Genomic DNA, 17,822 nt, shown 5'->3' on the forward strand with positions numbered 1-17,822 from the left:
CGGGATCGCTGCCATGGCTCGTAATACCCATCATTTGATCGACGCTTATAGGCGATTTCGGAATAACACGGAAAATGTTGTTCTGGCGACGATCATCGAAACCCTTGGTTCAACTTATCAAAAAGCCGGTGCCAGAATGCTGATAGCCGACAATGGCGGATCGAGCGGTCTGTTGGGCGGCGGTTGCTTTGAAAGAGACTTGATAGAACAGGCGCATACGGTTTTCGAAACCGAAAATCCCAAAACGCTATTCTACGATATGCGTTCTCCCGACGATGCGGTTTGGGGGCTGGGTTTAGGCTGCAATGGGGCAGTAAGGGTATTGTTGCAATTATTGAAAGCCAACAATGATTTCCATCCGCTGAACCGAATTGTCGAGGCATCTGAAAGCGATACGGCAGGCATTTTGGCGACTATTTATGAATCGGACCATCCCGATTATTCAAACGGCGATAGTTATTTTTTGACTGAATCCGAATTAGACGTTCTTAGCCAACAGGGCAATACTCCCGAATCGGTCGCCGAGGCGGCCAAACAAACTTGGATGCAGCACAAAGCTTGTTTAAAAACCTGCGAGATCGATTGCTATGCCGTTAAATTGTTTTTCGACTTAATCCGGCCGCCAGCTCAACTGCTGGTGTTGGGAGCCGGTGTCGATGCGCTTCCGGTCGTGCAGTTCGCCAAAGCGCTCGGTTGGCGTGTTACGATCGTCGATCATCGGCCGGGCTATGTCAAGCCCGAACGATTTCCCGCAGTCGATGCCTTGTTGCATTTAATGCCCGAGGACTTGCAGGAGCGTTTGTCGTTGGATCGATTCGATGCGCTCGTGTTGATGACTCACAGTATCGAATATGATGAACGCTATTTAAGAGTCATAGCGACTAGCCGAATCCCGTTCATTGGTTTGCTGGGCCCTGTTCATCGCAGAGATAGACTCCTCGATAGTTTAGGCGCGGATGCACCGAAGATTGCCGCTAAGGTCTTCGGCCCGGTCGGCTTGGACATCGGCGCCGAAACGCCCGAGGAAATTGCCTTATCGATCATGGCCGGTATTCATGCCGCAATGAAGGGTCGAACCGGCGGACAATTAGGCATTTAAAGTTGCATTCACTATGACTCGTGATTTTGAGAATGTATATGCAATAATTTTAGCCGCCGGCGCATCGCGCCGACTGGGTAGTCCCAAACAACTCCTCGAATGGCGCGGCCGAACCTTACTCGGCAATACAATCGAAAACGCTCGTTCATTACTAAACGAGCGTGTCATTGTTGTTTTGGGCTCGCAAGCAGAAACGATACAAGAAAAGGTCGATTTGGGCGAGGTTATCGCAGTTGTTAACCCGGACTGGCAAACAGGTATTGCTTCGTCGATTCGAGCCGGCATCGACTCTCTGCCGGTTAACGCCGACGGCGTATTGATGTTATTATCCGATCAACCTTTGGTCGGTTACAGGGCGATGCAGAACTTGTTAACACAGTGGCAAATTGAACCGTCCCGTATCGCCGCAAGTCAGTACCATGATACGGTCGGCGTTCCGGCGCTATTTCCGTCGGCTTTTTTCGGTGCGTTGCGCTCCCTGCGGGGCGACCGAGGCGCGAAGAGCCTGTTGTTGCAATTTGAAGATAAACTTCAGAAAATTCTTTTACCCGAAGCGGAACTCGATATCGATACCAGGGAAGATTTCGACCACCTAAGCGGCCATTACGATGCCGGGGAGTGAACGATGACGACCTTGATGATCAACGGTAAGCAATACGAGTTAGACGCCGAGGACGATATGCCCTTACTGTGGGTTATCCGCGATATCGCCGGTTTAACCGGAACCAAATTCGGTTGCGGTATCGGGATGTGCGGCGCCTGTTCCATCCATCTCGATGGCGAGCTGGTGCGGTCCTGCATGATGTCGTTCGGTGCGGCTAAGGATAAAGCGATCACGACCATCGAGGGTCTTGGTTCCGAGCAAGGTCTGCATCCGGTACAACAAGCTTGGATCGATAAAGATGTATCGCAATGCGGATACTGCCAGCCCGGCCAGATCATGGCGGCTGCCGCTTTGCTGCGGGAGAATCCGAATCCGAGCGAAGATGAAATCCGGACAAAAATGACCAACTATTGCCGCTGCGGAACCTATTTGCAAATATTCGAAGCGGTCAAACAAGCGGCGCAACTTCAAGGAGAGCAGTCATGAGCACTTTATCGAATCTGTCGATGACGCGCCGGCAATTTCTCGGAGCCGCCGCGGCCGGCGCCGGCGTATTCGTGTTAGGGATATCCTTGCCCGGTTGCGCCAAGGTTGACGAACAAGACGAAGGCGTGATCAATGCCTTTATCGGAATCGATGAAAACGGCGTCGTGACTTTTCAAAATCCTTTCATCGAAATGGGGCAGGGGACCTACACCTCGATACCGGCTATAATGGCCGAAGAACTGGATGCCGACATGGCCATGCTCAAGGTCGTGCAGGCGCCGCATGGGCCGGAATACCGCATCATGTTCAACAATACGACGCGTTTTACTGGCGGCAGTTTCAGCGTGCGTTCGTCTTATATGACCATGCGAAAAGCCGGTGCGACCGCACGGGCAATGTTGATCGAAGCCGCCGCCGGCACTTGGCGCGTACCTCCCGGCGAATGTAAGACAGAACCTGGTGTCGTGATTCATCGCGAGAGCGGAAAAATAATGACATACGGCGAATTGGCGCCCTTGGCGGCTAAACTGGATATACCCGCAGACGTGCCGTTAAAAGACGATGCCTCTTTCCGGCTGATCGGTAAACCGATCAAGCGAACCGATAACAGGGTTAAAGCCACCGGAGAAGCCGAATTTGGTATCGATATCAAGGCCGATGGACTGCTGTATGCCGCAGTCAAACAATCGCCGGTATTCGGCGGTTCGGTCCAATCCTACGACCAAGACGCTGTGCTCAAAATGCCAGGAGTCGTCGCGGTCGAGGAGATACCGAACGGTGTTGCCGTGATTGCCGATCAATATTGGCGAGCCAAAAAGGCTTTAGAACAATTGCCGGTGACTTTCGATGAAGGCGATAATGCCGATTTTTCATCGAAGTCGTATTTGGAAAAACTTAAAGCCGCGTTGAACGAATCGGGAGTCAGGGTAGAAAATGTCGGCGATGCGGATGAGGCTTTCTCCGAAGCGGCTAAAACTATCGAAGCGGTCTATCATGCGCCGTTCCTGGCGCACCAAACGATGGAGCCGATGAATTGCACCGCGCTGGTCACGAAGGATCATTGCAAGGTTTGGGCGCCGAATCAAGGCGCCGATTTCGTCGCCAAAGTCGCAGCCGAAATTACCGGTCTAAAATTGGATGCTATCGAAGTCATCACTCCTTTCCTCGGCGGCGGTTTCGGACGGCGCTTCATCATGGATTATACCGCGCAGGCGGTAACACTGGCCAAGAAACATCCGGGTAGACCGATCAAAGTTATTTGGACGCGCGAGGAAGACACGCAACACGACCATTATCGTCCGATGACCGCCGCCAAATACCGGGCCGGCTTCGATGCGCAGGGTAATCCGCTAGCGATTCAAATTACGACGGCGGGTGAGGGGCCGTCGGGCCGTCTCAATCCCGAGTTTCTGAAAGACCCTACTATCGACGAGAGCATTTTCGAAGGCGGTCCGCATCAACCCTATGCGATACCGAACAAGCGTGCCGATGTGGTCAATGTAACGGTCAAGCCGGTGCCGATCGGCTACTGGCGCTCGGTCGGGAATTCGCAGAATGCCTTCTTCAAGGAGTCGTTCATCGATGAAATGGCTCATGCGGCAGGCGCCGACCCGGTCGAATTTCGCCGTAATTTATTAACCGAACAGCCACGATTTAAAAAAGTGCTCGATACCGCTGTAGGTATGGCGAATTGGAAATCAGAGGTTTGGCAAGACGAAAGCGGCGTCAAACATGCGATGGGCGTCGCCTTGCATGAATCGTTCGGTAGCATCGTCGCACAGGTGGCCGAAGTGGCGGTTGACGATGGCGATATCCAGGTTGTTCGAGTTTGGTGCGCGGTCGATTGCGGCTTCGCGGTAAATCCGGCCATCGTAAAAATGCAAATGGAAAGCGGTATCGTTTACGGCTTGTCGGCAGCGTGGAGCGAAGAAATCACCTTCGAGAAAGGCCGCGTGATGCAAAGCAATTTTCACGACTACCCGATCTTGCGGCCCGATCAAATGCCGGCTGTCGAAGTCGAAATCATCAACAGCGGCGAGCCGCTCGGCGGTATCGGAGAACCCGGCACCCCCCCGATCGCACCGGCGGTCTGTAATGCCCTATTTAAATTGACCGGGCAAAGGGTGAGGAGTTTGCCTCTTTCGCAATATACTTTTTGAACATTTAAACCTAAATTAGGATTTCGTAATAAAAACGTCCAACTATGAGCGTTGTTGAGGGGTCGGTAACTCGCTTGGCAGGACGCCGTGAATACGTCCGTGTAGGCTCGACGGCGGCTGTCCCTGCCGCCGACGCCTGTCGGTCGAGCAACCGAACCCTCTTCGGAACCGGCATTGTATTGAATATCGAAAAACTAGATTAAGATTTCAAATCCACGAACTTTCACAGTAAACATCGCCGCTCAAATTATAAAATTTGCCGACAACGATTCAAGCCGAGCAGGCTTCGATAATTTGTCCGTAACTGATGCCTGCGTCATTGGCGGGTAATCGTTCCGGTAGATAAACCTCGAAGCCTTCCTGTTTCAAGTACTCTATCGCCAATTCGGTCAATCGTTTATTCTGAAACACGCCGCCGCAGAGACCAATTCGGTCGATTCGGTGCGTTGTTCTAATCCGGATAGCCTGACCTCGGATCGTTTCGGCTAGACTGGCATGAAATTGACCGGCTCGTTCAGATTTAGATAATTTCTCGTTCTGCAGCATCGCCAATAACGGCGTCCAATCGCTGCGCCAAATACCGTTTTCGTCTTGTGCCAAGGGAAGCATTGGCCCCGGTCCGCCATCGGCGCTCAAGGCTTCCAGTTCCATCGGGGCTTGGCCGTCGTAATCGGCTTTCGATACCAGTCCCAGCAATGCCGATGCGGCATCGAACAATCTGCCGGCTGAACTGCATAAAGGCGCATTAAGCTCGTGTTGCCAAGCTTTTTTCAAGAGTTCGGTAGGGAATGGGCATTCTTGCCATTCCCGGCCGCATTCCCAAAATAAAGCCGCTGCGCTTCGCCACGGTTCGCGACCGGCTTTGTCGCCGCCGGGTATTCTGAAGGGTCTCAAAGATCCCGCGCGTCGCCATTCCCCGGGCTTGCCCAATAACGCTTCGCCTCCCCAGATCGTGCCGTCTTCGCCGTAGCCGGTCCCGTCCCAGGTAAAAACCAGCATGGTTTCGAATAAGCCGTATTCGCCGGCTAATGCCGAGGCATGGGCATGATGATGAAATACCTGCGTTACTGGAAGTCCCGATTGTTCGGCCCATCGGCTCGAACGGTAATCGGGGTGCGCGTCGCGAATGACTTTTTTGATGCTTATGCCGTAGAGCGTTGCGAGCTCGTCTATGGTTTGTTCGAAGACTTCTTGACTCCGCCTCGATCCGAGATCTCCGATATGCGGGGAGATCACGGCGCGGTCGTCCCAAGCCAATGCTATAGCATTTTTCATATGTCCACCCACTGCAAGCACCGGCTCTTGTAACGTAAACGGTAGCGTCATTTCTAATGGTGCACAGCCGCGGCCAAGTCGAAGCGGTCTCATGCTACCGGCAATTTTTCTGAAGACCCCGTCGTCCGCCGGTCTCAGTATCGGACGGTTATGATGTAAAAAAGCATCGGCTACCCGGCTTAACCGCCTCTCGACTTCATCTTCGTCGATCATGACCGGTTCGCCGCTGATGTTCGCCGATGTCGCAACCAAAGGACCGCCGAAGTCGTTAGTTAAAAGGTGATGCAGCGGACTATAAGGCAGCATGATGCCGATTTCGGCGATGCCGGGCGCGACGGATTCGGCCAGTGGACTGCCGTTCCGTTTCTCGACCAAGACGATAGGACGGAGCGGGTCTTTCAATAAAGTCAATTCCTCCGGGCCGGGTTCTGCGTATTCCATCACGGCTACTAGACCTTCTTGACCGCGCCAGGGAAGGAGAACCGCGAACGGTTTGCGGGCGCGTTGTTTACGTTCACGCAAGCGCCGGACTACCGCCACCGAGCTTGCATCGCAGATCAAGTGATAACCACCGACGCCTTTGACCGCAACGATTGCCCCTGCGCGTAAGGCTTCGATGCAGGCGGTCAAAGCCTTTCCGGTATCCGGAATGGTTTTTTCACCGGCGATGTGGAAAGTCAATGACGGTCCGCAGAGCGGGCATGCCAAAGGTTGAGCGTGAAATCGCCTGTCCAGGCGATTTTCGTATTCTTCTCGGCAGTCTGAACACAGTTCGAATTCGGACATCGCGGTGTTGAGACGGTCGTAGGGCAGTTTTTTGATCAGCGTGTAACGGGGGCCGCATTGCGTGCAATTGATGAACGGGTAACGGTAACGACGTTGATTCGGATCGCTCATTTCGGCAAGACAGTCGCCGCATAAATAATAATCAGGCGGTATGTGAATGGCAGAAGCCGACTCGGCAATGCTATCGAGAATCGAAAACGTATCCAGGTCGTCAGGTTCGGCGGTTTGCCAACTTGCGAGTGTCGGTTTTGCGAGAGGAGGGGCGTTTTTGATGAGACGATCCATGAACCGGTCGATCCGGTTCGGTTCGCCTTGTATCAAAATTTCAACAGTACCGGTCCGGTTAAGCACCCAACCGCTTAAGTTTAATTCATGGGCCAAACGGCATATGAAGGGGCGAAATCCGACGCCTTGCACTTGACCGGTGACAATCAAACGGCGTGCTTCGGTTTTGCAGGAAGAAGGTGTTTGAATGGATTTCAATACAAGGCGGGTTCAGCAAATTAAGTGCAAGTCGTTTCTTCGTGTTCGGCTGATCGAGTCCTGATTCCCGACGACCACCAAATTCGGCAGGCGCCTTCATCGGAAACCATGCACGGCCCAACCGGCGAGCGTGGCGTGCAGGAAACGCCGTAGAGCTTGCAATCGACCGGCTTGATGCGTCCCAGCACGACTCTCGCACAGTCGCAGCCCGGCGGCATCGCGCCGGCATTTTTTCTGGCATTTTCGGCATGAACGGGAAAGCGAAGCCGGGCGTTATGCTGTGCATAGTCGGCGCGAAGCTCAAGTCCCGATGCCGGTATGATGCCGATTCCTCGCCAAGGGGCGTCGACGATCGTTAATGTGCTTTCGATTAATCGGCGGGCAGTCGGATTGCCATGCGGTTTAACGACTTGTTGGTAGCAATTATCCAAAAAAATTCGGCCGTCGAGTTTTTGTCGTAAAACAGAATAAATCGCCGCCAATAAACTGTCCGGCGTGAAACCGGCAATCGCGGCCGGGAAGCCGTGGCGGTCCACGACGAATTGCCATTCCTCAGGCCCCATCACGGTTGAAACATGCCCCGGGGCAATCAGCGCATCGAACGACGGCGTTTCGTAGTCGAGTAGCATCGCAACCGCCGGCCAAGTCAGGCGGCCGCTCATCAGAAGCAGCAAGTTATCGGGAATGCCTTCGGCGAGCATGCCGGCGACCGGGGCGCAGGTCGTTTCAAAACCGGCGACGAAAAACACGACAGTTTTACCGGGTTCGGATTTCGCAATTCGAACCGCTTCGGAAGGCGAGGCGATCGGGCGAATGTCGGCGCCGGCGGCTTTAGCTTGTTCGAGAGAACGTACCGACTTGCTCGAAACATTGACCGGCACGCGCAGCATGTCGCCGAACGCCACGACGATGCTATCGGGTTCGTTCAGGCCGATTTGTATCGCTTGATAAATGTCTTCTTCCGGACAAACGCAAACCGGGCAGCCGGGACCCGGAATTAGATCGATCATGTCGGGCAGGGCGCTTCTGAGTCCCGCCATCGAAATCGAACGCTCATGACCGCCACAGACGTTCATGATGCGCACCGGCGAGGTCAACGGCAGTGCGCGGATTTTATCGAGCCATTGTCGTGCATCGTCGAGTGCCATTGGAAGACCTTAGGCTGGTGCGCCGGCTTTAAGAACCGGGCGAAAGCGGACTTGCGCCGGATCGGCGTGTAATAGTTGGCCGTCGCGCTGGACGTTAGGGCGTGTCGTTTGTTGTTGCGCCAGTTTATTTCGATGCGCTTGGAGTTGTTCGTGCAGCCAATCAATCCAGGCACCCAATCCGGAATCGCCATTCTGCCGAGAAGATAGGTTAAACACAGGAGCTTTACTGGCTAAATTACGTAGTGCTTGTTCGGCCCTTTCCGGTGAAAAATCGTCGAGAAACGGCAATAAGTCGGTCTTGGTGATCAGCATCAAATCCGCCGCTCGGAACATGACCGGATACTTGGCCGGTTTGTCGTCGCCTTCGGTCGTTGAGAGCAGGGTGACGTTCAGATGATGTCCTAGATCGAAACTGGCCGGACAAACGAGGTTGCCGACATTTTCTATGAACAAGATATCGATAGACGACAAGTCGATATGATGCAGGGCGTCGTGAACCAGATGCGCGTCGAGATGACACGCAGTCCCTGTCGTGATTTGATAGGCGGGAACGCCATGCGCGCGAATTCTGGCGGCATCGTTCTCGGTTTCAAGATCGCCTTCGATTACGGCCAAGCGCAAAGAACCGTTCAGGCGCTTGATCGTCGCTTCGAGCAAGGCGGTTTTGCCCGAGCCGGGCGAGGACATCAGGTTGATCGCCAAGACTTTCCGGGCATCGAAATGGCTCCGGTTATGTTCGGCTTGGCTGTCGTTTTTGGCGAGTAAATTTTTCAGTACCGTGACCGTCGTGGTACCGTTAGCCGGTTTTTCCGTTAAAACAAACGGACGATTACCGGGCGTGATATTACAACCGCAGGTGTTGCACATAGGGGTGGCCTCTATATTACTTCTAATTAGTGCATAGCTATGTTATATGAGCGCTATGAATGGCACAAGCCGATAATAACACTTCGAAGGTTTGAGGGTACTCAAAATTCGGCAATCCTGAGTAAGATTGGAAGGTTGAATCTCGGAGTGAAATTCCCATAAACTGTTTTTTTGTATTTAAGGAGTCAATAAGATGCGTTATTTACACACGATGGTACGGGTTCGCGATTTGGAAGAAGCATTGGATTTTTATTGCAATAAGCTCGGATTGATCGAAACCAAGCGAATGGAGAGCGAGCCGGGCCGCTTTACGCTCGTTTATTTGGCGGCGCCGAAAGATAAGGAGCAGGCCGAGATCCAAGAGGCGCCGTTGCTGGAATTGACCTACAATTGGGACCCTGAGGAATACACCGGCGGCCGCAACTTCGGCCATTTGGCTTTCGAGGTTGACGACATTTACGAGACGTGCCAACAATTGACGGATGCAGGGGTTACGATCAACCGTCCGCCTCGGGACGGTCATATGGCCTTCATTCGCTCGCCGGATGAAATTTCGATCGAGTTACTGCAAAAAAGCGAGCCGTTGGAGCCGAAGGAGCCTTGGGCGTCGATGCAAAATACCGGAACGTGGTAATCAGGTCCGCCGGATTTGGAAATTTAGGCATTCGATTCCCGCGCCGGAGCACGGGAATCGAATGAAAGCCGTATTAGCTGCTGACTTGAGCAATCCAGTCTTGCAAATTGTAGTAATTGGTAATTCGGGCGACTTTATTATCGCGGATTTCGAAGAAGGCGCCGGCAGGCAGGCGATAAGTTTGCCCGGCGGCTTCCGGCAAGCCTTCATCGGTTTTTAGGTATTCGCCTAAGACGACGAACTCCGCTGCGGCGCGTTTGCCGTCCGGGGTAGCCATGATCACCATGTCGACCAATTCTTCCTTGTAATTATTGTTCATGCAGGCCATGAACTGCGTAAAGGCTTCTTTGCCGATTTGGCGCTCGCCTTGATTGATATCGTGAATGACGTCATCGGTCAGCAAGCTTAAAAAGGTATCCATGTCGCCGGCATTGAAAGCAGCGTAGTATTGTTGAACTAGGTTAATGGTATCTTGATTCATAATGGCCTCTAGGGATTGAAAGGTGATTTTTATAAAACCGGCTATTTTATCGTTGTATTGGTTTTTACGCCATAGAATGCATGGCATTCAGTTTCGATCGGGTCTGATTAGGCGGTGACAGGCGCGTCTAATTGACGCAGATGCTTGCATTACGGCGGTTGCTTGTTTAGTCTTCCCCGGGACATTACTAGAACGGACTTGACGTATGAATCATCCTGAATTTCCATTGACCGGGGAATTAATTTATTTAAACCATGCTGCTGTTGCTCCCTGGCCACTACGGGCATGCAATGCCGTAAAAGCATTTGCCGAACAAAACACGCAGTTCGGTGCTTACCATTATCCCGATTGGCTCAAAAAAGAAAACGAGCTTCGCGTTCAATTTCAAGCTTTGTTGAATGCGCCTTCGTCTGACGATATCGCGTTGGTTAAAAATACTTCAGAAGCGCTTTCGTTTGTCGCTTACGGTTTGGATTGGAACGACGGCGACAATATCGTCTCGACAAACGAGGAATTTCCTTCCAATCGAATACCCTGGCAATCCTTGGCAGGACGTGGCGTCGAATTTCGCCAGGCAGACTTGAACGGTACTTCCGCTCCGGAAGAGGCGCTATTTGCATTAGTCGATAACAATACGCGCTTATTGACCGTGAGTTCGATAGAATTCGCTTCGGGCTTACGTCTGGATTTGGAAAAAATAGGCCGGTTTTGTAAAGCCAACGGTATCTTTTACTGCATCGACGCGATTCAAAGTTTAGGTGCTGTTGAATTCGATGTGCAAACCTATCAAGCCGATTTTGTGATGGCCGACGGTCATAAATGGATGTGCGGTCCCGAAGGCTTGGGGGTTTTTTATACGCATCCGGCCGCCCGAGCTCAATTGCAATTGACTCAGTTCGGCTGGCACATGATTAAACACATCCATAACTATGAAAACAAGCCCTGGGAAGTACATCCCGGCGCGAAGCGATTCGAGTGCGGAAGTCCAAATATGCTGGGAATTCATGCCTTATCGGCCAGTTTGTCATTGCTGCTGGAAACCGGTATGGATCATGTTGAAGCAGCAGTTCTCGCCAACGCCGATCGGCTTGCCGAAGGTATTATGCAAAATGAACGCTTGGAATTGATTAGCCTTCGAACTCGCAAATTGAAATCCGGTATCGTCGTATTTAGACATAAAACACTGGCGAATAAGCTGTTGTTCGAGCAATTGCAAGCCTGCGGTATCGTTTGCGCATTGAGAGGCCAAGGAGTTCGCTTTTCACCGCACTTTTATCATTCGGAGGCCGACATCGAGCGTGTACTGGATAGCTTGTCAAGCTTTTAAGGGATCGCTTTTAAATCTAAAAAGAGCAGTTGGCATGTGTTGTAGGTCGTTCGTGCTGAGCCAAGTCGAAGCATGAACGGTCTATAACGATTTTACCGGTAAGGGGTATTTAGCAATTTCACTTGCTTCAAATACCTCCGCACGTCAAAATCGGTTGCTTTCTTATATCAAGTGATGACTTCAAAATGTCCATCGATAGTCTATGAGCCGGAATAATCGGATTTTATTTGCCGGAGACCCCCATGGAGATTTTCAATCTTTGATTGATGCGGCGATTGAAAATAGACCTGATGCAGTGGTTTTATTAGGCGATTGCGACCTTGAGCGGCCTTTGGAGCGCTATCTACAAAAGATAATCGGTTTGACACGAATTTGGTGGATTCCAGGCAACCACGATTTCGACTTTCCCCTCCGTTATCATTATCTTTTCAACTCCGAATTGGCCGAATACGGCCTTCATTTGAAAGTCCATGAAATCGCCGGACTTCGAATAGCCGGTTTAGGCGGAATATTCCTTGGGCGCATCTGGTATCCGCCGCAAAAGCCCAGATGGAAAAATAAAGCGCATTATCTCGCCAATCAGCCCGGGCATATTAAAAAAAACGGATTGTCGCTTAAATTAAAATCGGCGATTTGGCATGACGAGGTGGAGTCATTGAAACGCCTTAAAGCCGATATATTGGTGACGCATGAAGCGCCCGGTTGCCATGAATACGGTTTTAGCGCGATTGATGATATTGCCAAGGCCATGGGGGTTAAAAAAATTTTTCATGGGCATCAGCATGACAGTTATTATGCAAAGTTACCTTATGACATCGAAGTCTTCGGGGTTGCCGATCGGAGTGTTGTCGATCTTTCCGGTAAAGTTTACCCGGTAATGACCGACTAAGCACTGAGTGGCATAATAGCTATTTTGATGGTGGTGTAGCAAATATCTGCCGAATACACTGCGACCATTACAAAAATGCCGAAATTTGATTATGAGTAGGGGTTAAGAAGAGTTATTGTTATTTATCCGCGTTATTTAAAATAAGAGCAACAATAATCGGTTGGGCTTTTGATGTTGATTTTAAATTGCGCATTCGCAGGAACGTCGAACGATTCGCCCCCCTTAACTTTTTGCCACTGTTCGGAGTCCGGCAATAATACTTCGAGTTCGCCGTCGATGATTTCCATCAATTCTTTATCGGCGGTGTTAAAGGTGTATTCTCCCGGCAACATAAAGCCTAAAGTTTTGATGCTGCCGTCGGAAAATTTGACGGTACGACTCGTAACATTACCATTATGGTAGACGTTGGCCTTTTTGATGACAGAAACATTTTGAAATTCCGACATGGCGATCCTTTATTATGTGAAGTAAAAAGGATGGAATTCTAGCAGATTTTCGAGCTGCTCTAAATTAAAAAGTAGGTGAGCTAGGGGAGAACGGGTCTCAGGAGAACGTTAACGCGCGAACGGAATTAGATACAAGAGCTATATTGGAATCTTGCGGTGTTTGGTCAAGCTTGGGCAACCTATAGTTGCCCAAGCGCCGGTTTAACGTAAATTAATATTCGGCTTTGACTTCTTGGTAGCCTTTAACGGCCTCGACTAATGAAGCCTCGGCTTTAGTTTTGTCGCCTTTTCTGATGGCGCTACGTGCATTTTTCAAATGAGCTGCGGCTCTTGTTCTTTTGACATCCAATCTGCCGACTTCAATGCGTTTAGAGTCTTGACGGGCTGCTTCAATTAGTTCCAATACAGTTTCGTCAGCTTCTCCATTTTTTAAGGCAGCCAAGGCATCTTCAGAGTTTTTTGCTGCGCTAGCAATAGATGCGCCCACTTCTTCCGGTGTTGCGTTTTCAATTTTTCCTGCGGCCACGACTTGAGTAAAGCTTCCTACGGAAAACGTGATGGCGAGAGCGATGACGATCTGTTTTAAAAATTTCATGTTCTAGTTTACCTTTGGTGAGTTAAAAATTTTGGCTATCGCTAAAACCTCGGGATTACAATCGCTGGTAAGGCGCGTGTTTCGCAAGCCTGATGCGCAATAGAGCGTCTTGTCTAGCTTTAGCCAGTGCAGGGCCTTGTCATGAGCAAAAATCACGCTAAGACCTTACAAAATCCATAGTAACACACTCAGAAATATTTACTTAGTAATTCTTCAGCAATTCCCAATTTGGAGATCAAAAAGGTGTGGGGTATGCTTGGCGAGGATGTCGGCAGCAGGGTGGATTTTGCTCCTCGGCAATTGCTCCTGCATTGCCCTACTACACGCCATCCTTGGCGTTCGAGCTGCCGCCAAGCCCGATGGATGGGTTTACGGCGTTCCTCGACATACATACTCCACACCCTAAAATCGGCGAAACTGCTCAAACTGGGAATTGCTGTTATGTCATGGTTCAGCTGATTATTTACAGTATAATGCCGCTTTTTTACTGTATTTAACGCATGTCTTTGCACGCCCAAATCAAACAGCTTGCCCATCGATTACCGGAATGCCTGAATCAGGACCGGCAACGCCTGAAACGCCAACTCGACCGTTTACGCCATGACTTGAAAAACGGCAAAGCTTCGGCCGATGCACTCGTGACACTATCCGGCCGCATCGAACAATCGGCGGCATTGTTCTCGAAACGGCGCGCGTCGATACCCGCCATCTCATTTCCCGATTTGCCGGTCAGCGGCAAAAAAGACGAAATCGCTCAGTTGATTCAAGACCATCAAGTCGTGATCGTCTGCGGCGAGACCGGTTCCGGCAAGACCACGCAATTGCCGAAAATTTGTTTGGCTATCGGACGAGGTTCTGCCGGCTACATCGGTCACACGCAACCGCGCCGCATCGCCGCGCGCACGGTAGCGGACCGCATTGCCGAGGAGTTGGGCGAGCCGGTCGGCAAATCGGTCGGTTATAAAGTTCGTTTTCACGATCAAACTCGCAAGGAATCGTTGGTCAAATTAATGACTGACGGTATTTTGTTGGCCGAAACGCAAAACGATCCGTATTTGAATCAGTACGATACGATCATCATCGACGAGGCGCACGAGCGCAGCCTGAACATCGATTTTCTGCTCGGCTACATGAAATGGCTGTTGCCGAAGCGTCCCGATCTGAAATTGATCGTGACGTCGGCGACGATCGACCCTCAGCGTTTTTCGAAACATTTCGCCGATGCGCCTATCATCGAAGTTTCCGGGCGTACTTATCCGGTTGAAATTCGTTACAGGCCGATCGACCAGATCGAGGAAGATGACGAGACGACGGCCGATTTACAACAGGCCATTTTAGACGCGGTCGACGAACTTGCGCGTAACATGCGCGGCGATATTTTGATATTTTTGAGCGGCGAGCGGGAAATCCGCGAAACGACCGAATCGCTACGCAAGCATCATCCAACCGGCTACGAAATTCTGCCGCTGTATTCGAAACTCAGCGTTGCCGAACAAGAGCGGGTGTTCAAGCCTAAAGGCGGGCAGCGCATCGTGCTCGCGACCAATGTCGCTGAAACCTCGCTGACGGTCCCGGGCATCCGCTGCGTGATCGATACCGGACACGCGCGTATCAGCCGTTACAGTCATCGCAGCAAGATTCAACGCCTGCCGATCGAGCGTATCTCGCAGGCCAGTGCCAATCAAAGGGCAGGGCGCTGCGGCCGCGTAGCCGAAGGTATCTGCATTCGCCTGTATTCGGAAGAGGATTTTCAAGCGCGTCCGGTATTTACCGAACCGGAAATTCTGCGCACCAATCTGTCGTCGGTGATTCTGCAGATGATTGCGCTGAACCTCGGCGATATCGAGGATTTTCCGTTCATCGAGCCGCCCGAGGACAAGATGATCCGCGACGGCAAAATGATGCTGCATGAAGTCAATGCGCTCGATAAACAGGGTAATTTGACCGAAGTCGGCAAGCAGCTCGCAAAACTGCCGACCGATCCTAAATTGGCCAGGATGCTGTTGGCAGCGGCTGAATATCAATGCCTTCATGAAGTATCGATCATAGTCGCAGCGTTGAGCATACAAGATCCGCGAGAAAAGCCGGCCGACAAGATGCAACAGGCGGATGCCAAACATGCCGTTTTCCGTCATGAAGAATCCGATTTTCTGACCTTGCTGAACCTGTGGAATCATTTCGAGGAGCAGAAAAAGCATCTGTCGAACAACAAGCTTCGCAAATATTGTAAAGATCAGTTTATATCCTATGTCCGTATGAAGGAGTGGTTCGACATTCATGCACAGATCATGCAGGTGATCAAAGGCGAATTAAAGCTCAAGCCAAACATGATCGAGGCCGGTTACGGCGAAATTCACCGCGCCTTGCTACCGGGCCTGTTGTCGAATATCGGCTTCCGGCACGAGCAATACGAATACCTCGGCGCGCGCGGACTCAAGTTTTTCATCTTTCCGGGTTCGGGATTGCACAAGGCGCGTCCGAAATGGATCATGGCCGCCGAGCAGGTCGAAACCAGCAAGGTCTATGCGCGAACGGTCGCCCGCATCGAACCGGAATGGATCGAGGCCTGTTCCGGGCATCTGGTCAAACGCAATTATTACGATCCGCATTGGGAGAAGAAGGCAGGGCGTAGCGGTATCTACGAGCGCACGCTACTGTACGGTTTGACGCTGCAGGCGAAGCGTAAGATTCCATACGAACACGTCGATCCGAAGGCGGCGCGCGACTATTTTATTCGTTTCGGGCTGGTCAATCAGGATTATCAAACCAATGCGCCTTTCTTCAAAGCTAACCAGCAATTACTTGAGGAAGTCGGCTACATTCAGCATAAGGGCCGGCGCGTCGATTTGATCGAGGACGAGGAATGGCTGTATCAGTTTTATGATAAAAAAATTCCCGAATCGGTCGTCAACGGCATTACGTTCGATCAGTGGCGCAAAACCGTCGAACGCGACAATCCGAAATTTCTGTGCCTGACCAAGGAGGATTTGACTCGCGAGCAGGATGATTACATCAATGAATGGGACTTTCCGGACAGCAAGCAAATTGGACGTTTGAGTTTCGATTTGCAATATCGTTTTGAACCGGGACACGACGAAGACGGCGTGACTGCGGTCATTCCGGTACATCAACTCAATCAAGTGATTGCGCAACCTTTCGATTGGTTGGTGCCGGGCATGCTGGAAGAAAAACTCATCGCGTTGATCAAGTCGTTGCCGAAACAACTGCGTAAGCATTTCGTGCCGGTGCCGCAGACGGCGAAGCAGTGCCTCGAAATCGAGCCTGATTTCAAGGGTTCGTTATATGAGTGGCTCGGCATGCGTTTGCGTAAGTTGACCGGCGAAGCAATTCCGTTGACCGAATGGCATCCGGAAACCTTGCCCGAGCACTTGACGATGAATTTTCGTATCGTCGACGAGCACGGCAAGTTGCTCGACTACGGGCGCGATCTGAAAAAGCTACAGGATAAATACGCCGTCGAGGCTGTCGACAGTTTCGACAAAAAGGCCGCCGATGAATTGAATTTCACAGGCTGTATTCAATGGGCCTTTGACGATTTGCCGGAAACTTATGAATTCATACATGAAGGCCAGTCGTTTATCGGCTTCCCTGCGATCGTCGACGAAGGCGATTCGGTCGGCGTCAAGATTTTCGATACGCGTGATAAAGCCGACCGCTTACACAGAGCCGGTTTGACTCGGTTGTTCCAGTTGCAGTTGAAGAAGGAAAAAACCTATCTGGCAAAGAACATGCCTCATTCCCCGGCTGCCGAGCTGGTTGCCAATCAATTATCTGTGCATCCGATTTTAAAAAAATATCATGGCGTTTCCTATAAGGAAGATTTGTTACACGCCGTGTTTTCGCAATTATTCGTCGGTGACCGCATAATCAGAACACAAGAAGCATTCGAGCAAAGTTTGGGTGAACATAAGAGCGAGTTGGTTTCGTTTGCGAACGAAGCCGGCAAAACCGTTTTGGAAATCATCGAGCGTTACGTTTCGATCAAAAGCCGCATTGATCGCTTGCAAGCCGATAATGCTTCGGTCAAGGACATCAACGCACAATTGAGCCTGATGATTTATTCGGGATTCATTCGCAATACGCAGCTGACGCAACTAAAACAAATACCGCGCTATTTAAAGGCGATCGAATACCGTCTCGATAAAATTGTGGGCGATGCGCCCAAAATACCGCTCGTGCAGCGTTATTGCACGCGCTACTGGAAAGATGTCGCGAACCGAGCCAAGAAAACCGTCGTGCTACCGGAACAAGAAGCGTTCCGCTGGATGCTCGAGGAATTTCGCGTGTCGGTGTTCGCTCAGCAATTAAAAACCCCGTATCCGATTTCGGAAAAGCGCATCGAAAAGGCCTGGGATCAGCGGCAATAGTTCGTAGTCGCTACGAGTTGTACACAGAGCAAATCAAAGGCTTATCTCGCTAGTAACGGCAACCGTTTGAAACTTATGTTAATAATGTAAGCTATTGATTTTGTATTAATTAAAGTGTTGTATGGATTTTAGACAATTTGACTGAAACGTAATAA

General features: G+C 51.0%; 15 protein-coding genes. 9 read left to right on the top strand and 6 right to left on the bottom strand.

Annotated features, from left to right (window positions below; genetic code table 11):
- Window positions 1-13 precede the first annotated feature (13 nt).
- The 5 genes from EQU24_RS10085 to EQU24_RS22370 are packed head-to-tail and all read left to right on the top strand — an operon-like array spanning window position 14 to window position 4,551.
- Entirely contained in the window at window positions 14-1,099 is a 1,086-nt protein-coding gene (locus EQU24_RS10085) for an XdhC family protein (protein WP_017839623.1), read from the top strand.
- Between the two features lie 13 nt (window positions 1,100-1,112).
- Window positions 1,113-1,721 carry a nucleotidyltransferase family protein gene (locus EQU24_RS10090; RefSeq protein WP_017839622.1) on the top strand — a complete coding sequence of 203 codons (609 nt, stop codon included), beginning with the start codon at window positions 1,113-1,115 and terminating at the stop codon, window positions 1,719-1,721.
- 3 nt (window positions 1,722-1,724) lie between these two features.
- The gene (locus EQU24_RS10095; protein WP_017839621.1) at window positions 1,725-2,189 is read left to right on the top strand and encodes a (2Fe-2S)-binding protein; all 465 of its coding nucleotides are present in this window, start codon (window positions 1,725-1,727) and stop codon (window positions 2,187-2,189) included.
- Window positions 2,186-4,348, top strand: a complete 2,163-nt coding sequence (locus tag EQU24_RS10100; protein WP_017839620.1) for a xanthine dehydrogenase family protein molybdopterin-binding subunit — start codon at window positions 2,186-2,188, stop codon at window positions 4,346-4,348. Before EQU24_RS10095 ends, EQU24_RS10100 begins: the two co-directional genes overlap by 4 nt.
- A gap of 44 nt (window positions 4,349-4,392) precedes the next feature.
- Entirely contained in the window at window positions 4,393-4,551 is a 159-nt protein-coding gene (locus tag EQU24_RS22370) for a hypothetical protein (protein ID WP_175421674.1), read from the top strand.
- Window positions 4,552-4,618: 67 nt separating this feature from the next.
- Here EQU24_RS22370 and hypF read toward each other — a convergent pair whose 3' ends face one another.
- Genes hypF through hypB form a run of 3 tightly spaced genes read right to left on the bottom strand, consistent with a single transcriptional unit; the run spans window position 4,619 to window position 8,907 of the window.
- On the bottom strand, window positions 4,619-6,892 hold the full coding sequence (gene hypF / locus EQU24_RS10105) for a carbamoyltransferase HypF (protein WP_017839619.1): 2,274 nt from the start codon (window positions 6,890-6,892) through the stop codon (window positions 4,619-4,621).
- A 20-nt stretch (window positions 6,893-6,912) separates the two neighbouring features.
- The gene (hypD, locus tag EQU24_RS10110) at window positions 6,913-8,040 is read right to left on the bottom strand and encodes a hydrogenase formation protein HypD (protein WP_017839618.1); all 1,128 of its coding nucleotides are present in this window, start codon (window positions 8,038-8,040) and stop codon (window positions 6,913-6,915) included.
- 9 nt (window positions 8,041-8,049) lie between these two features.
- Complete coding sequence (gene hypB / locus EQU24_RS10115) at window positions 8,050-8,907, bottom strand: hydrogenase nickel incorporation protein HypB (RefSeq protein ID WP_017839617.1); 858 nt, start codon at window positions 8,905-8,907, stop codon at window positions 8,050-8,052.
- 193 nt (window positions 8,908-9,100) lie between these two features.
- Here hypB and EQU24_RS10120 point away from each other — a divergent pair, with 193 nt between their 5' ends.
- On the top strand, window positions 9,101-9,541 hold the full coding sequence (locus EQU24_RS10120) for a VOC family protein (RefSeq protein WP_017839616.1): 441 nt from the start codon (window positions 9,101-9,103) through the stop codon (window positions 9,539-9,541).
- Between the two features lie 73 nt (window positions 9,542-9,614).
- On the opposite strand, the gene EQU24_RS10125 is transcribed toward EQU24_RS10120, so the two are convergent.
- Complete coding sequence (locus EQU24_RS10125; RefSeq protein ID WP_026130041.1) at window positions 9,615-10,022, bottom strand: ketosteroid isomerase-related protein; 408 nt, start codon at window positions 10,020-10,022, stop codon at window positions 9,615-9,617.
- A 205-nt stretch (window positions 10,023-10,227) separates the two neighbouring features.
- On the opposite strand from EQU24_RS10125, the gene EQU24_RS10130 reads away from it, so the two are divergent.
- The gene (locus EQU24_RS10130) at window positions 10,228-11,349 is read left to right on the top strand and encodes an aminotransferase class V-fold PLP-dependent enzyme (protein WP_017839614.1); all 1,122 of its coding nucleotides are present in this window, start codon (window positions 10,228-10,230) and stop codon (window positions 11,347-11,349) included.
- 202 nt (window positions 11,350-11,551) lie between these two features.
- Window positions 11,552-12,238, top strand: a complete 687-nt coding sequence (locus EQU24_RS10135) for a metallophosphoesterase family protein (RefSeq protein WP_017839613.1) — start codon at window positions 11,552-11,554, stop codon at window positions 12,236-12,238.
- 131 nt (window positions 12,239-12,369) lie between these two features.
- On the opposite strand, the gene ppnP is transcribed toward EQU24_RS10135, so the two are convergent.
- On the bottom strand, window positions 12,370-12,684 hold the full coding sequence (ppnP, locus tag EQU24_RS10140) for a pyrimidine/purine nucleoside phosphorylase (protein ID WP_017839612.1): 315 nt from the start codon (window positions 12,682-12,684) through the stop codon (window positions 12,370-12,372).
- 211 nt (window positions 12,685-12,895) lie between these two features.
- Window positions 12,896-13,279: a hypothetical protein gene (locus tag EQU24_RS10145; protein ID WP_017839611.1), complete on the bottom strand. Its 384-nt coding sequence runs from the start codon at window positions 13,277-13,279 to the stop codon at window positions 12,896-12,898.
- 500 nt (window positions 13,280-13,779) lie between these two features.
- Between EQU24_RS10145 and hrpA the strand changes: the two genes are divergently transcribed.
- A complete protein-coding gene (gene hrpA, locus EQU24_RS10155; RefSeq protein WP_017839610.1) occupies window positions 13,780-17,667 on the top strand; it encodes an ATP-dependent RNA helicase HrpA in 3,888 nt (1,295 codons plus the stop codon).
- Window positions 17,668-17,822: the final 155 nt, after the last annotated feature.

Origin of the sequence: Methylotuvimicrobium buryatense (genome assembly GCF_005931095.1) — a bacterium.
GTDB lineage: Bacteria > Pseudomonadota > Gammaproteobacteria > Methylococcales > Methylomonadaceae > Methylotuvimicrobium > Methylotuvimicrobium buryatense.

Excerpts from the sequence above, each read along its gene's own strand:
- EQU24_RS10130 (WP_017839614.1), top strand. The coding sequence starts at position 10,228 with ATGAATCATCCTGAATTTCCATTGACCGGGGAATTAATTTATTTAAAC.
- EQU24_RS10145 (WP_017839611.1), bottom strand. The coding sequence starts at position 13,279 with ATGAAATTTTTAAAACAGATCGTCATCGCTCTCGCCATCACGTTTTCC.
- EQU24_RS10095 (WP_017839621.1), top strand. The coding sequence starts at position 1,725 with ATGACGACCTTGATGATCAACGGTAAGCAATACGAGTTAGACGCCGAG.
- EQU24_RS10090 (WP_017839622.1), top strand. The coding sequence starts at position 1,113 with ATGACTCGTGATTTTGAGAATGTATATGCAATAATTTTAGCCGCCGGC.
- EQU24_RS10125 (WP_026130041.1), bottom strand. The coding sequence starts at position 10,022 with ATGAATCAAGATACCATTAACCTAGTTCAACAATACTACGCTGCTTTC.
- hypD (WP_017839618.1), bottom strand. The coding sequence starts at position 8,040 with ATGGCACTCGACGATGCACGACAATGGCTCGATAAAATCCGCGCACTG.
- EQU24_RS10135 (WP_017839613.1), top strand. The coding sequence starts at position 11,552 with ATGAGCCGGAATAATCGGATTTTATTTGCCGGAGACCCCCATGGAGAT.
- EQU24_RS10120 (WP_017839616.1), top strand. The coding sequence starts at position 9,101 with ATGCGTTATTTACACACGATGGTACGGGTTCGCGATTTGGAAGAAGCA.
- hrpA (WP_017839610.1), top strand. The coding sequence starts at position 13,780 with ATGTCTTTGCACGCCCAAATCAAACAGCTTGCCCATCGATTACCGGAA.
- EQU24_RS22370 (WP_175421674.1), top strand. The coding sequence starts at position 4,393 with ATGAGCGTTGTTGAGGGGTCGGTAACTCGCTTGGCAGGACGCCGTGAA.
- ppnP (WP_017839612.1), bottom strand. The coding sequence starts at position 12,684 with ATGTCGGAATTTCAAAATGTTTCTGTCATCAAAAAGGCCAACGTCTAC.
- hypB (WP_017839617.1), bottom strand. The coding sequence starts at position 8,907 with ATGTGCAACACCTGCGGTTGTAATATCACGCCCGGTAATCGTCCGTTT.
- EQU24_RS10100 (WP_017839620.1), top strand. The coding sequence starts at position 2,186 with ATGAGCACTTTATCGAATCTGTCGATGACGCGCCGGCAATTTCTCGGA.
- EQU24_RS10085 (WP_017839623.1), top strand. The coding sequence starts at position 14 with ATGGCTCGTAATACCCATCATTTGATCGACGCTTATAGGCGATTTCGG.